This window comes from Pseudomonas sp. UYIF39 (assembly GCF_029963765.1).
Taxonomy (GTDB): domain Bacteria; phylum Pseudomonadota; class Gammaproteobacteria; order Pseudomonadales; family Pseudomonadaceae; genus Aquipseudomonas.
Map to the genome: position 1 here is coordinate 191,585 of NZ_JALBYU010000006.1, position 13,849 is coordinate 205,433.

Below are 13,849 nucleotides of genomic sequence, written 5' to 3' on the forward strand. Positions count from 1 at the left end.
CGCAGCATGGAAAGGGTTTATCCGTAAGAAACAGGAGCAGTACGACAAGGGGTTGAAGGCCAGCCCATCCGGTAACGTAAACCCGGGTGGATGCGTATCAAAACCTAAGGGGCACACAACATGAATCCAGCAAGCCAGCCCGGCACGAGCGCGCCGCAAGACGATGACGTCAAGGTGCTGCACAGCATGGGCTATGCCCAGCAGCTCTCACGACGCATGGGCGTTTTCTCCAATTTTGCCATTTCCTTTTCGATCATCTGCATCCTCTCGGGTGGCATCAACTCACTCGCTCAGGGCACCTCGGGGGCGGGCGGTGCGTCGATCGGCATCGGCTGGCCGATCGGTTGCCTGATCTCCGGGGTTTTCGCCATGGCCATGGCGCAGATTTCCTCGGCCTACCCCACCGCTGGCGGCCTCTATCACTGGGGCTCGATTCTCGGTAACCGCTTCACCGGCTGGCTGACCGCGTGGTTCAACCTGCTCGGGCTGGTCACCGTGCTCGGTGCGATCAACGTCGGTACCTATTACTTCTTTTTCGGCGCCTTCGGACCGGCCCTGGGAATGGAAGACACCACCACGACCCGGGTGATTTTCCTGGCGATCCTGACCGGCCTCCAGGCCTTGTGTAACCACCTGGGTATCGGCCTGACCGCGAAGCTCACCGACTTCTCGGGTTACCTGATTTTCGCCACGGCGCTCGCGCTGACCATCGTCTGCCTGATCTCTGCACCCAGTTATGAGTTCACCCGGTTATGGACCTTCAGCAACTATTCCGGCGAGGCTGGCGGCAGCGTTTGGCCACAGGTTTCGAACGGCTGGATCTTCATGCTCGGCCTGCTGTTGCCGATCTATACCATCACGGGCTATGACGCCTCTGCGCATACCTCGGAAGAGACCCGAAATGCGGCCATGTCGGTGCCGCGCGGCATGGTCATGTCGGTGGTCTGGTCGCTGTTGTTTGGCTGGGTCATGCTCTGCTCGTTTGTGCTGATGCTGCCGAACATGGACGAGGCGGCGAAGCAAGGCTGGAACGTGTTTTTCTGGGCCATGAACACACAGGTCAACCCAACCGTAAAGCTCGCGCTGTACGTGGCGATTTTCATCTCACAGTTCCTCTGCGGGCTGGCAACCGTGACCTCGGTCTCACGCATGATCTTCGCGTTTTCCCGTGACGGTGGCCTACCCTGCTCGAAAGCACTGGCCTCGGTTTCGCCGACCTATCGCAGCCCGGTGGCGGCGATCTGGACGGGTGCCACCCTGGCGGTATTGTTCGACTGGGGATCGTCCGTGATATCGGTCGGCGCAACCCCGGTCTATACCATCGTGGTGTCCTGCACGGTGATCTTCCTGTTCTTCTCCTTCATCATCCCTATCGTGCTGGGCCTGTTTACCTACGGGACATCGAAGTGGCCGGCCATGGGGCCGTGGAACATGGGACGTTTCTGGTACTCGGTGTTCGCCATCCTCTCGATCCTCTCGATGGTGATCATTTTCGTCATCGGCATCCAGCCACCGAACGATTGGGCGCTGTACATCACCCTCGGCTTTCTGGTGCTGACGGCCATCGTCTGGTTCGGTTTTGAGGCCCGACGTTTTCAGGGTCCGCCGATTGGCGATATGATCGTCAAGCGTCAGGCTGAAATTGCGGCGGCGGAAGAGGCGTTGAATAACCGGGGTGGAAGTTGATTGCTGCAGTCATGAGCAAACGGTGGCGAGGGAGCCAGCTCCCTTGCCACAGCGAGCCGCGCCTACGCAGGTAGATCGATTTTATCCAGCAACCGGTTCGCCGTGATCTCCGCCACCTTGATGCTGTTTGAAATGCCCCACAGGGCATAGCGCGACCCACCGTCCAGATGATCCACCAGCTGATGGACCATCACATCGACCGAAGCCAGCGTCTCGACCAAATAAACGGCCAGGGTTTCGGTAGTAGCCCCTGGGTCCACGGAAAACAGAGTGCGGTGGGTACGCCCGGTGGCTTTGATGTCGGCAGTCGACGGGAAGTGAAAGTCGAGGGCCCGTTCGGCGGCCTCGTTGAGTTTGTTCGAATCGGGTTCGTACGGGGACACCGGATCGGTGTCCGGTGGATTGGGCGTTACTTTGAACATAGATGCTTCCCCATTGGCGGGGAACCTGAGAGAGCTATTGGACTCCTCGGGCGAGGGGATGATTTATCGCCACTGCTACTCGACACCGGACATCGAGGTTGCCCAAGCGCTTCAGGCACTTCTCTATCGAAATCCTGGAAGACAAGGCGCTGGAGGCATTTGTCGAGGCTGCGTTTGCCTGAGTGTTGCTGCGGTGAATGTATGCTTTGGGCTGAAGTAGGTGCTGCTGGTACCATCATCCAAGAACTGACAAGCCGAGCAGAAAACATGAATCGTCGTAAAAAAATACAGCAGTTATTGAAGGCTCACGCAAAAAAGGCCAGCGCCAAATTGGCACCGTCAAGCAAGTCTAAATACATTAGTAAAGCTGACCGATTGAAACTAGCAGCTGAACCCAGTGCAGACTCGATCATTTCCCCTGAGAGCTGATCTACGCACTCAATGTCGCTCTCCTCGGTTGCTGGACGCTGCGCGATAAAGCTGGGACCGGGCCGGCGCCCTTAAACAAACGTTAGGCACTTATCCAACCTTACCGTACGGAGCATATAAGACATGTCAAACATCGTCGCATGGACCCTGTTCGCCCTGGGCGTCCTCCATATTCCATTCGGTATTATCAAGTTCAAAACAGCATTCGCCGCCGCCGTAGGCTCTGGCTTCGTTGACCAATTCAAAGCGCACGAAGATCGGCGCACTGCTCTCTGGTTTACCATGCTGGGGCCGCTTTTTATGCTCGCAGGGCAGACAGCGATTCACGCCGTAGCCGTTAGCGATCTCGCGCTACTTAAAATGGTTGGCATCTATGTGCTTATGATCTCGATCATTTGCGTCATTGCAGTTCCAAAATCGGGGTTCTGGGCAACGCTGCTGGTTTCTCCGCTGATCATCGCGGCAGGGTATGGCTGGTAGGCCTAAAAACGCGCATAGAGTTGGACGCCACAAGAGAAACGATCCTACAAGGACGTATTGGCTTTGCTGACTGTTACATTGTTGGCCGCATGGATCCTCAACTCGCGCGAGAACGAGCCAAAGCAGACACCACACGCCGACGGAGTAGATTCGAACTACACGTGCGCCTCCAACAAGCTCTGCGGACCTGGTACTCAGCTATGGATGAAGTGCTTCCCGGCAGAGTTCGATTCAGTTTTCCTTCAGAAATGCCGACCTTGAAAAGCCTTGATGGAAGATATGCGGTAGCGGCCTTTGATCAAATGATCGCATCGCTTCCACGACCTACTCACACCCCAGAACCTCCTGACCGCAGATGAAGTGAAATCCCATTGCCGCCGTGGAATGACCGTAAGCGTACGGGGAATACGCCTTGTGCAGGGTATGCGTGTGGTGAAGGCCGTACTCAAATTAGTGCCGTGGGCCAGTGACATGGACGTTAGCCCTAGGAGACCAATGGCGTGCACTAGAGCTGGAGATTGGTAGATCGCGTTAGCTCGGCGGCTTGCCTTATTCAGTTACCCAATTTAGTTCATGACTTAGGTCCGCCACGGTGGAAGAGCCTCTTCGAAAAGTGAAAAGGCTCGATGCAGGAAACTGTTGAAGCGAGCGGCATCACGCCGCAGCCCTGCCTGTTGACCACCAATCAGGCACAGATGGGCCACCTTACCAATCACTTCTGCTTCGCCTGGCATATGGACCAAGCGGCGGCACGTCCGTATCGCGAAGTCCAGTCGTCTTGTGTCAACACGCTGCTGAAACTCGCCTACCAACGGATCGTGCAGCGACCAGGCTCGGATGGAAACTTCCCGCCCAGGTTGTTTCTCAGCGGCAATACTCAAGTAGCGTTTCAAGGTTTCGCCCGCGCTACGACCCTGCGCCGCATAAGCGAGCATGCGGTCCGTGTAGTCTTCTTCCCAAGCGGCCAGCAAGGTGCGGACAAAGTCTTCGCGATTGCGGAAATGGTGATAGAACGATCCGCGGGTCACATTCAATCGGCGCGATAGACTCTCGGCCGAAACGCCAATATGCCCTATTTGATCGAGAGCCTCAAAACCAGCCGCGATCCAATGGTTACGAGTTAGTTTTCTCACCAGTTATTTCGCTCCATATTTAGCGCCATACAGACTGTGTATGGTGCGCAACCGATTGATACGCTGCGAACACCAGCAAAGATGGCCGTTGCGTTTTGCACGCCAGCACTTTTCATGGAGCTCGCCTTGAAGAAAATCGTTCTGGTTGCTTTCGACCAATTCACTGATATCGACCTATTCCTGATGTGGGACATTTTAGGCCGCAACACTGAGGACTGGCACGTCCGAATATTGGGTTCTAGCTCTATCGTGCGATCGGCGCACGGCCTGCCTGTTTGGGTGCATGGTCCGCTTTCCGCGGCCAATAGTGCCGACGCGGTATTGTTCGTCAGCGGCAAGGAAGGGATACCCGCTGCACTTGCCGCCCCAGATTTCCTGCCGTCGTTTGAACTTGACTCCAGACGCCAGCGAATCGGCTCCATATGCGCCGGAGCTTTCATTCTCGAACGGCTTGGGCTGCTCAGCGGCCAAGCAACTACACACCCGGATGCACGATCAAGCTTGCAAGCTCTGGGACTTGAGCCCATGGACCAGCCTCTTGTATGCCAGGGGAACGTTGCAACCGCTGGCGGATGCCTTGCGGCGCTCTATCTGGTGGGATGGTTGGTTGAATCCTGGTTCGATGTCGACAAGCGCCGTGCGACGTTGCTCCCTGTTCTGCCAGCTGGGCAGCAAGAGCTCTATGATGCCTTGATCGGGCTCAGTATCCGACAAGGAGAAGTTGGCGCCTCAACAACATCCAGTTAATCCATGCTCGCTCAGCGAGGCTCTGGACCTCATCAAGGCGTGGACATTGGTTATCCGGACGGCATCGCCACGACCCATGCGAGCTCCGCTCCTGGTGCGCTACTGCGCCTGGAACCTGAAGTTGCCGTGAACCCCACACTTGAATACGTACCTGATAGCCTAAGTAGGCACGCCGCAATATGGAAAAAGAGCCGCTTGTACAGCGAGATTCCTCCACTATGCAGATACCTCGTGTGCTTGGGAATGAGCAGTGAGCGCGGTTGTCCCTGTCCGGCTTGAAAGTCGGTAACCGTCACTTCTAAGCTAGACAAGCACTTACAGGGCGACAAGGAGCGTTATACGACAAAACCATCGCAACAAGAAACGCGACATGGCATGTCGTCTAATTAGTAGTTAGAACTCAGGAGAGATCCCCGATGCCCCGAGAATTTGAGCTCATTATGTCCGTGCCAGTCCCCTCGAGGTCCGGCATCACCCACCTTTACAAGTCGATGCACCTAGCGGACGCTTTTGCGATTCGGCTCCCTGCGGGCACATCTAGCAATCCAGATTTGCTAGCTCGATTCATCCTTTCCCACCAGCCATCCTGGATCGGATGGCTCTTGAAAGTCCGAGACACTATCGTTGCCTGTTTTGGTCTCAAGACAGCCAAACATTTGGCATCACTCGCTAATCGGATTGGAGCCTTCAAGGTCTACAGCACGAACCAGACTGAAATCGTGTTGGGAGAGGACGACAAGCACCTCGACTTCCGGATATCGATCCTATGTTCTGGAGAGGCAGAGCCAGAAGGCAGTCGCCAACTCGTTTTTTCAACCGTGGTCCAGTGCCACAACCGTCTAGGCCGGGCCTACATCTTCGTTATTGCCCCATTTCACCGCTTGGTTGTTAAGGCCAACCTCCTCCGTGCAGCGCGCGTCGGTTGGCCTCTGGCTACCTGCCCCTAAGGTCCGGCACCCACTGATGCGGTAGCAGTTGCCCGATCTCACTCGCCCGCTGTGTCGGCAGCCGTGTCAGCACATCTTTTAGATAGGCATACGGATCATGCCCTTTAAGCCGTGCCGACTGGATCAAACTCATAATCGCAGCCGCACGTTTTATGATCTGGTTTAGAAACCAGAATCTTTGGAGGCATCGCATGCGCCCTTTGTGCCCAATCAAACCTCCGTCCTTCTCGACGCCATTTCCAGTCCGTCTGCCAAACAGGCTCACGCGGACCTGTCTGCGATGGATTTTATGCCTGAGCATTGTCGTGCCCTGCATCGCCGGCGCAGAGACACGCCCCGAGAACATGGTTTATCTGCGTACGATTGATCAGGGCATCGAGCAAGACATTCGCTATGCCAGCGCTCACAACTTCACCGGGCACCCACTCGACGGTTACGCCGCTGGGGAGTGCCTGTTATCACTGGACGCCGCCAAGGCCCTCGCTCGGGTACAAACAGCCTTGCGGGCGCAGGGCTACGGTTTGAAGGTGTTTGACTGTTATCGGCCCAGCCGTGCCGTTACCGATATGGGGCGCTTCGCTTTGGTGCCGGGTGACCCGCGCAAGGCCGAGTTCTATCCGCGCGTAGACAAGCAGGACTTCTGGCGCCTGGGTTACGTGGCCCGGGTATCGAACCACTCCAAAGGCTCAACCGTGGATCTGACACTGACCGGTCCGGATGCCCTGTCCGTCGATAGCTGGACGCCTTCAGCCGGGCAAGTCGATTGCACGGCCGCCTATGGCCAGCGTTGGCGCGACGGCGCGCTCGACATGGGCACGGGGTTCGATTGCTTTGATGAGCGAGCGCATACCGACAACCCGACGATCAGCGCTGCCGCCAGGGACAATCGCCAGAAGCTCAGCAGGGCCATGGAGAAAGAAGGGTTTTCCGGGTACTCCAAGGAATGGTGGCACTTCACCTACAGCGGTGAAGGTTCGCCGAAAAACGTCATGGACTTCCCCATCACGCCGCTGGGTACGCGCGATGCTCTCGACACCGCCAATCAGCTGATTGTGGTCACCACAAAAAACTGGACTGACATCCAGGGGACGGCCCAGCGCTATGAACGGCAGGGAAAGACCTTTCGTAAATACGAATCGCCGTTTCCGGTGGTGGTCGGCAAGAGCGGGCTGGCGTGGGGCAAGGGTCTGAGCAGCGTTGAGCAACGCGAAGGTCCGGTCAAACGTGAAGGCGATGGAAAAGCGCCTGCCGGGGTATTCAAACTGGGAACGGCTTTTGGCTACGACGGTACGGCCGACACCAAACTGCCTTACCTTGCGTTGACCTCGACCATCGAATGCGTGGATGACAGCCACTCCGCACGCTATAACGAGCTGGTTGATGGAGCGACTGTTTCGAAAGACTGGAACAGCTCCGAACGTATGCGTCGCGATGACGACATGTATCGAAAAGGCATTTTCATCGAGCACAATACGCCAGCGTCCCCCGCCTCGGGCTCGTGCATTTTCTTTCACATCTGGCGTGGCCCCACCTCTCCGACGCTGGGCTGCACCGCCATGGATCCAGCGGATATTGCTCGTTTGTTCAATTGGCTGGACCCTCGCCGGTCCCCTCTGCTGGTTCAAATGCCCGAGGCGGAATATGAGCAAATCCGAGAAAGCTGGGACCTTCCCGAACGTTGATAGCGTCAGCATTGGCAGACGGTGTCTGGAAGTCCAGGCCATCGCCGAAGGAACACCCAGGGGAAATTCGTATACCATATCTGCAATTCAATCCTAACGATCACGACCGTGGCCCTGACCAAACTCAACGCTCCCGACCTTGGCAATTCGCCTTCGACGTCGGAAATCATCACCCGTCATCTGCGTGACGCCATCGTCGCCGGGCATTTCGCCGAGGACGAGCCGATTCGCCAGGACGATATCGCCCGCCAGTTCAACGTCAGCAAGATTCCGGTGCGCGAAGCCCTCAAGCGCCTGGAGGCCGAAGGCCTGGTGATGTTCCAGCGTAATCGAGGGGCGATGGTCACGCGGGTTTCCGATGCGGAACTGGCGCAGATGTTCGAAGTGCGCATGCTGCTCGAAGACAAGGTGCTGCGCCTGGCCATTCCCAACATGACCGAAGAAACCTTCGCCCGTGCCGAACGCATCTGCCAGGAGTTCATCGGCGAAGATGACGTGGGGCGCTGGGCCGAGCTCAACTGGGAACTGCACGCCTGCCTCTACGAACCGGCGCAACGACCGTTTCTGGTCGGCCTGATCCGCTCGGTCAACGACAAGCTGGAGCGCTACCTGCGCATGCAGATGAGCCTGTCGGCCGGCAAGGATCGCGCCGATCACGAACACCGGGGAATCCTTGCGGCCTGCCGCGCCGGTGACGTGGACCTGGCGGTGAAGTTGCTCGACGAGCACATTGCTGGCGTCTGCAAGACCCTGTTCGAGCACCTGCCTCACAGCCACTGACACCTCGCCGCACTGTGCCGATTTCGTCATCGGCACTGGATAAAACCATCAAGCCGCCAAGCCCCCGCACAGGCCACTCTTTCGTTCACTCATCTGAACGGACGTGGCCATCCCATGAAACGCATCACCGTGATCGACTCCCATACCGGCGGCGAACCGACTCGCCTGGTGACCGCCGGTTTTCCTGACCTGGGCAGTGGCAGCATGGCCGAGCGTCGACAGCGGCTGGCCGAACAGCATGATCAATGGCGAGCCGCTTGCGTGCTGGAACCACGGGGCAGTGACGTGCTGGTCGGCGCCCTGCTCTGTGAGCCGGTGGACCCGAGCGCCTGTGCCGGTGTGATTTTCTTCAACAACAGCGGTTACCTCGGCATGTGTGGCCACGGCACCATCGGCCTGGTGGCCTCGCTGGCGCATCTGGGCAAGATCGGCCCTGGGGTGCACAGCATCGAAACCCCGGTGGGCACGGTGCAAGCGACGCTGCATGAAGACCATTCGGTCAGCGTGCGCAACGTGCCGGCCTACCGTTACCGCAAAGCGCTGTCGCTGCAGGTGCCCGGTATCGGTCAAGTGACCGGTGATGTTGCCTGGGGTGGGAACTGGTTTTTCCTGATTGCCGAGCATGGCCTGCGCATTGCGGGCGATAACCTCGATACGCTGACCGCCTACACCTTCGCCGTGCAGCAAGCACTGGAGGCTCAGGGGATCCGAGGCGAAGACGGCGGCTTGATCGACCATGTCGAGCTGTTCGCCGATGACGAGCAGGCCGACAGCCGCAACTTCGTCCTCTGCCCCGGCAAGGCCTACGACCGCTCGCCCTGCGGCACCGGCACCAGTGCCAAACTGGCGTGCCTGGCAGCCGACGACAAATTGCAGCCGGGACAGATCTGGCGTCAGGCCAGTGTCATCGGCAGCGAGTTCGAGGGTTCCTACGAACTTCAGGGCGAGCGCATCGTGCCGACCATTCGCGGCCGCGCCTTTATCAGCGCCGAAGCCAGCCTGATCATCGAGCAGGACGACCCGTTCGCCTGGGGCATTCGCCCGTGAACGAGGGCCTGGTGGCCGATGTGATCGTGATCGGCGCCGGCATCATCGGCGCCGCTTGTGCCCAGGCGTTGGCAGGTCGCGGCTTGCGCGTGCTGGTGCTGGACGCTGGCCTGCCCGGCGCTACGGCCGCGGGCATGGGCCACTTGCTGGTCCTCGACGACAACCCGGCCGAACTGGCCCTCAGTCAATATTCCCTGCAACGCTGGCGCGAACTGGCGCCGGCCCTGCCCGACGGCTGCGCCTACCGTTGCAATGGCACCCTCTGGCTGGCGGCCAATGCCGAAGAAATGGCCGTCGCCCACAGCAAATACCTGAACTTGCAGGCCCAAGGCGTGGCCTGCAAATTGATCTCCCGCAGTGCCTTGCACCAGCGCGAACCCGAATTGCGCGAGGGCCTGGAAGGCGGCCTGCTGATTGATGGCGACGGCATTCTTTATGCCCCGGCGACCGCCAACTGGATGCTCGACACAGCGAACATCAGCCAACGCCGGGCGCGGGTCAGCGAAGTCGATGGCAACCGTGTGCGACTCGACGACGGCCACTGGCTAAGCGCCGAAGCGGTGATTCTGGCCAACGGCATCCAGGCCAACGCGCTTTGCCCCGAGCTGCCGATCGAACCAAAGAAAGGCCACTTGCTGATCACCGACCGCTACCCCGGCAAGGTCACCCACACCTTGGTGGAACTTGGCTACGTCACCAGTGCCCACAACGCCAGCGGTCCCTCGACGGCGTGCAATATCCAGCCTCGGCCGACCGGGCAATTGTTCATCGGTGCTTCGCGACAATTCGGCACCACCGACCCGCAAGTCGAGGGCTGGATGCTGGCGAAAATGCTCCGGCGTGCCACCGACTACATGCCGGGGCTGGCTCAGCTCAACGGCATCCGCGCCTGGACCGGTTTTCGCGCTGCCAGCCCCGACGGCTTGCCGCTGGTGGGTCAGCATCCACAACGCAAAGGTTTATGGCTGGCGGTCGGTCACGAGGGCCTCGGCGTGACGACCGCCCCGGGCACCGCCGACCTGCTGGTCGCGCAGCTGTTCGACGAAACGCCGCCACTGGCCGCGCAACCGTATCTGCCGCAACGTTTTCTCGGAGAGCCCATTTATGCCTGAATTGATGCTGGACGGACGTGCCCTGCGGGTTGCCGAAGGCACCAGCGTCGCCGCGGCACTGGCCCTGTGCGGCGACGGCTGCACGCGCACATCGGTCAGTGGCCAACGCCGCGCACCGCTGTGCGGCATGGGCATTTGCCAGGAATGCCGGGTGACCATCGACGGTCGCCGGCGCCTGGCCTGCCAGACGCTGTGCCGTGACGGCATGCACGTGGAGACTCAAGCATGAGCGAATATGCCGACCTGCTGATCATCGGTGCCGGCCCCGCCGGCATGGCCGCTGCGCTCGCTGCGGCGCCAAGCGGTGCGCGCATCGTCCTGCTCGACGACAACCCGCTTCCGGGCGGGCAAATCTGGCGTGACGGACCTCAGGCCCACCTGCCGAACCTGGCGCGCCAGATGCGCGAGCGACTGGAGGCGTGCAGCAACATCCACCGCCACTCCGGCACGCGGGTGATTGCCTGCGCCGGGCCGAAACAACTGCTGGTCGAAGACGCCGATCGAGGCTGGTTGATCGGTTACGACAAACTGATTCTGTGTACCGGCGCCCGCGAGTTGCTCCTGCCCTTCCCCGGCTGGACGCTGCCCGGCGTGACGGGAGTTGGCGGCCTCCAGGCATTGATCAAGGGCGGGTTGCCGGTTCAGGACGAACGCATTGTGATTGCCGGCAGCGGACCGTTATTGCTGGCCAGCGCCGCCACCGCAAAACACAACGGCGCCCGGGTGCTGCGCATTGCCGAGCAGGCCAGCGCGGCCGCGGTCGCCGGTTTCGCCGCACAACTGCCACGCTGGCCCAACAAGCTGATGCAGTCGGTCACGTTGTTCGACCGCCACTACCGCACCGGGACCTATGTAATGGCCGCCCTGGGCAATGAGCGGCTGGAAGGTGTGCGCCTGCAACAGCAAGGGAAAATCGTCGAACTGGAATGTGATCGCCTGGCCTGCGGTTTCGGCCTGATCCCCAACACCCAACTCGGCCAAGCCCTTGGCTGCGAACTCGATGGCCAGGCAATCGCCGTCGATGCCTGGCAGGCCACTCGCCGCGCCGACCACTTCGCGGCGGGTGAATGCACCGGTTTCGGCGGCAGTGAACTGGCATTGGTCGAAGGCGCCATCGCTGGCCACGCCGCCGTCGGCAACCTTGATTCAGCCCGAGCATTGTGGCCGCGGCGTGCGCGCTGGCAGGGTTTCGCCGACGCCCTGAACAAGGCCTTCACCCTCGACCCGCAACTCAAATCGCTGGCGCAACCCGACACCTTGGTGTGCCGTTGCGAAGACGTGCCTTACGGGTTGCTTGCCGGGCACACTGACTGGAGCGACGCCAAACTGGCCAGCCGCTGCGGCATGGGCGCCTGCCAGGGCCGGGTGTGTGGCGGCGCGTTGCAGCACCTGTTCGGCTGGCAACCTTCGGCACCACGACCACCCTTCAGTCCGGCGCGGATCGAGACCTTGCTGTGCCTGGACGACACCCCGCCGGCCTGAATGCCGGTCCGGGGCTTTCGGCTCCGTCGCCGAGTCTTTATGATCCCGGGCATTGCCTCCAGACGCCCAGCGCCATGTATGCCTCGCTCACTACCTTCAAACCCTGCGACCTGCCCACCCTGCTGAGCAGCCTGCAGCCGATCGCGGCGCTGCTCGACACCCTGTCGGACGTGGTGTTTTTCATCAAGGACAGCGAGGCCCGCTACGCCTTCGTCAACCAGACCCTCGCCCGGCGCTGCGGCTTCAAACACAGTGACGAGCTGCTCGGGCGCACCGCCGACATGGTCTTTCCCGAGCGCTTCGGCCCGCTGTACACCGAGCAGGATCGGCGGGTGCTGTCCACCGGCCGCGAACTGGCCGACCAACTCGAACTGCACCTGTATTACGGTAACCAACCGGTCTGGTGCCTGACCCACAAACTCGCATTGCGCGACCTGCAAGGTCAGATCGTCGGCCTGGCCGGCATCTCCCGCGACCTGCAAGCGCCACAGTCCAGTCATCCGGCGTTCCAGAAACTCGCGGCGGTGGACGCGCACATCCGCAGCCATTTCGCCCGGCCGATCAGCCTCGCCGAACTGACCGCGATCGCCGGGTTTTCCGTGGCGCAACTGGAGCGCCATTGCAAACGGGTGTTCCAGCTCACCCCACGGCAGATGATTCACAAGGCGCGCCTGGAAGAAGGCTCCCGACTCTTGCTGCACACCGACTTGCCCATCACCGAGATCGCCCTGCGCTGCGGTTACACCGATCACAGCGCGTTCAGCCGGCAGTTCCGCGCCTTGACCAGTCTGGCGCCGAGTCAGTATCGCGAAAGCCGTCGCTGAACCCGGGCGAGTGTTCCTTTAAGGGGCGCCCAGCGTACCCACTGCTCCCTTCTGTAACACCGCCTGATACAGCCCATCGAGGCGCTCTTCTCCTACGCTCTATTCCCACAATCTTGTAAGACCTTTAACTCAAGGCTCGGCGATTAATTCTCGCCTTAGTTCGGAAACAGGCACGCTCATTGCTAATCACATATCGTATACGAAATTCACAATACGATATCCAACAGCACTTTCCGACAACGAGGCCTCTATGAAAAACCCCGCATTTGCCGTAGCCCTCAGCGCTGTTCTCAGTACGTCCTTCATCGCCACCGCCCAGGCTGACAAGCTGGACGACATTATTGGCTCGGGCAAGCTGCGCTGCGCCGTGACCCTGGACTTCCCGCCCATGGGTTTTCGCGATGAAGGCAACAACCCGGCTGGTTTCGACGTGGACTACTGCCGCGACCTGGCGAAAATCCTCGGGGTCGATGCCGAAGTGGTTGAAACGCCCTTCCCGGATCGAATTCCGGCGCTGGTCTCCGGGCGTGCCGACGTGATCGTTGCGTCCACGTCCGACACCCTCGAACGGGCCAAGACCGTCGGCCTCACCGTGCCGTACTTCGCCTTCCAGATGGTGGTGCTGACCCGCGACAACACCGGCATCAACAGCTTCGCCGATATCAAGGGCAAGGCCTTGGGCAACACCAGCGGCACCTATGAAGCCATCGCCCTGGAAAAAGACGTGAAGAATTGGGGCACCGGCACCTTCCGCGCCTATCAGTCGCAGAACGACACGCTGCTGGCGGTCGCCCAGGGTCACATCGACGCTACCGTGGTCACCAACACCGTCGCCGCCGCCACGATCAAGTCGGGCAAATACAAGAACCTGAAAATCGCCGGTAACGCGCCGTACACCATCGACTACGTGTCCCTGGGCGCCAAGCGCAACGAGTATGGCCTGCTCAACTACCTCAACCTGTTCGTCAATCAGCAGGTGCGCAGCGGCCGATACAACGAGCTGTTCACCAAATGGGTCGGCACCGAGATTTCACCCGCCGACCTGACCGTGCCCAAGGTCTATTACTGAGGTGTCCGG

General features: G+C 60.0%; 15 protein-coding genes and 4 pseudogenes. 16 read left to right on the top strand and 3 right to left on the bottom strand.

Annotated features, from left to right (window positions below):
- Positions 1–120: 120 nt before the first annotated feature.
- Positions 121–1,686 (top strand): amino acid permease, encoded by a 1,566-nt coding sequence (locus MO767_RS10640; RefSeq protein ID WP_282480435.1) that lies wholly within the window; start codon positions 121–123, stop codon positions 1,684–1,686.
- Between the two features lie 62 nt (positions 1,687–1,748).
- Here the strand turns inward: MO767_RS10640 and MO767_RS10645 are convergent, their stop codons facing one another.
- Entirely contained in the window at positions 1,749–2,108 is a 360-nt protein-coding gene (locus tag MO767_RS10645) for a hypothetical protein (RefSeq protein WP_282480436.1), read from the bottom strand.
- A 10-nt stretch (positions 2,109–2,118) separates the two neighbouring features.
- Between MO767_RS10645 and MO767_RS10650 the strand changes: the two are divergent.
- From MO767_RS10650 to MO767_RS10665, 4 genes and pseudogenes are all read left to right on the top strand, one after another.
- Positions 2,119–2,290, top strand: a pseudogene (locus tag MO767_RS10650) (methylmalonyl-CoA epimerase); the annotation flags it as partial.
- A gap of 85 nt (positions 2,291–2,375) precedes the next feature.
- Positions 2,376–2,537 (top strand): DUF2986 domain-containing protein, encoded by a 162-nt coding sequence (locus MO767_RS10655; protein WP_129445197.1) that lies wholly within the window; start codon positions 2,376–2,378, stop codon positions 2,535–2,537.
- 123 nt (positions 2,538–2,660) lie between these two features.
- Positions 2,661–3,017 carry a DUF6463 family protein gene (locus MO767_RS10660; protein ID WP_149629618.1) on the top strand — a complete coding sequence of 119 codons (357 nt, stop codon included), beginning with the start codon at positions 2,661–2,663 and terminating at the stop codon, positions 3,015–3,017.
- Positions 3,018–3,028: 11 nt separating this feature from the next.
- Positions 3,029–3,376: pseudogene (locus tag MO767_RS10665) on the top strand (hypothetical protein); the annotation flags it as partial.
- Positions 3,377–3,595: 219 nt separating this feature from the next.
- Here the strand turns inward: MO767_RS10665 and MO767_RS10670 are convergent.
- On the bottom strand, positions 3,596–4,150 hold the full coding sequence (locus tag MO767_RS10670; RefSeq protein ID WP_282480437.1) for a TetR/AcrR family transcriptional regulator: 555 nt from the start codon (positions 4,148–4,150) through the stop codon (positions 3,596–3,598).
- Positions 4,151–4,276: 126 nt separating this feature from the next.
- Here MO767_RS10670 and MO767_RS10675 point away from each other — a divergent pair, with 126 nt between their 5' ends.
- The 3 genes and pseudogenes from MO767_RS10675 (at position 4,277) to MO767_RS10685 (ending at position 5,844) form a co-directional block, all read left to right on the top strand.
- A complete protein-coding gene (locus tag MO767_RS10675; RefSeq protein WP_282480438.1) occupies positions 4,277–4,897 on the top strand; it encodes a DJ-1/PfpI family protein in 621 nt (206 codons plus the stop codon).
- 13 nt (positions 4,898–4,910) lie between these two features.
- Positions 4,911–5,062: pseudogene (locus MO767_RS10680) on the top strand (P-type conjugative transfer ATPase TrbB); the annotation flags it as partial.
- A gap of 251 nt (positions 5,063–5,313) precedes the next feature.
- Positions 5,314–5,844, top strand: a complete 531-nt coding sequence (locus tag MO767_RS10685; protein WP_129444998.1) for a DUF2867 domain-containing protein — start codon at positions 5,314–5,316, stop codon at positions 5,842–5,844.
- Here MO767_RS10685 and MO767_RS10690 read toward each other — a convergent pair.
- A pseudogene (locus tag MO767_RS10690) lies at positions 5,831–5,995 on the bottom strand (transposase domain-containing protein); the annotation flags it as partial. The gene MO767_RS10685 and the pseudogene MO767_RS10690 overlap by 14 nt on opposite strands.
- 154 nt (positions 5,996–6,149) lie before the next feature.
- On the opposite strand from MO767_RS10690, the gene MO767_RS10695 reads away from it, so the two are divergent.
- From MO767_RS10695 to MO767_RS10730, 8 genes are all read left to right on the top strand, one after another.
- Positions 6,150–7,526 (top strand): M15 family metallopeptidase, encoded by a 1,377-nt coding sequence (locus MO767_RS10695; RefSeq protein ID WP_282480439.1) that lies wholly within the window; start codon positions 6,150–6,152, stop codon positions 7,524–7,526.
- Positions 7,527–7,634: 108 nt separating this feature from the next.
- Positions 7,635–8,306 carry a GntR family transcriptional regulator gene (locus MO767_RS10700; RefSeq protein WP_282480440.1) on the top strand — a complete coding sequence of 224 codons (672 nt, stop codon included), beginning with the start codon at positions 7,635–7,637 and terminating at the stop codon, positions 8,304–8,306.
- Positions 8,307–8,420: 114 nt separating this feature from the next.
- Positions 8,421–9,353: a 4-hydroxyproline epimerase gene (locus tag MO767_RS10705; RefSeq protein ID WP_282480441.1), complete on the top strand. Its 933-nt coding sequence runs from the start codon at positions 8,421–8,423 to the stop codon at positions 9,351–9,353.
- Complete coding sequence (locus MO767_RS10710) at positions 9,350–10,465, top strand: FAD-dependent oxidoreductase (protein ID WP_282480442.1); 1,116 nt, start codon at positions 9,350–9,352, stop codon at positions 10,463–10,465. The genes MO767_RS10705 and MO767_RS10710 overlap by 4 nt, the downstream gene beginning before the upstream one ends.
- Entirely contained in the window at positions 10,458–10,694 is a 237-nt protein-coding gene (locus MO767_RS10715) for a (2Fe-2S)-binding protein (RefSeq protein WP_282480443.1), read from the top strand. Before MO767_RS10710 ends, MO767_RS10715 begins: the two co-directional genes overlap by 8 nt.
- Positions 10,691–11,947, top strand: coding sequence for an FAD/NAD(P)-binding oxidoreductase (locus MO767_RS10720; protein WP_282480444.1), 1,257 nt, complete (start codon positions 10,691–10,693; stop codon positions 11,945–11,947). The genes MO767_RS10715 and MO767_RS10720 overlap by 4 nt, the downstream gene beginning before the upstream one ends.
- Before the next feature lie 74 nt (positions 11,948–12,021).
- A complete protein-coding gene (locus MO767_RS10725; protein ID WP_074877194.1) occupies positions 12,022–12,771 on the top strand; it encodes an AraC family transcriptional regulator in 750 nt (249 codons plus the stop codon).
- Between the two features lie 250 nt (positions 12,772–13,021).
- On the top strand, positions 13,022–13,840 hold the full coding sequence (locus MO767_RS10730; protein ID WP_149629624.1) for a transporter substrate-binding domain-containing protein: 819 nt from the start codon (positions 13,022–13,024) through the stop codon (positions 13,838–13,840).
- Positions 13,841–13,849 lie beyond the last annotated feature (9 nt).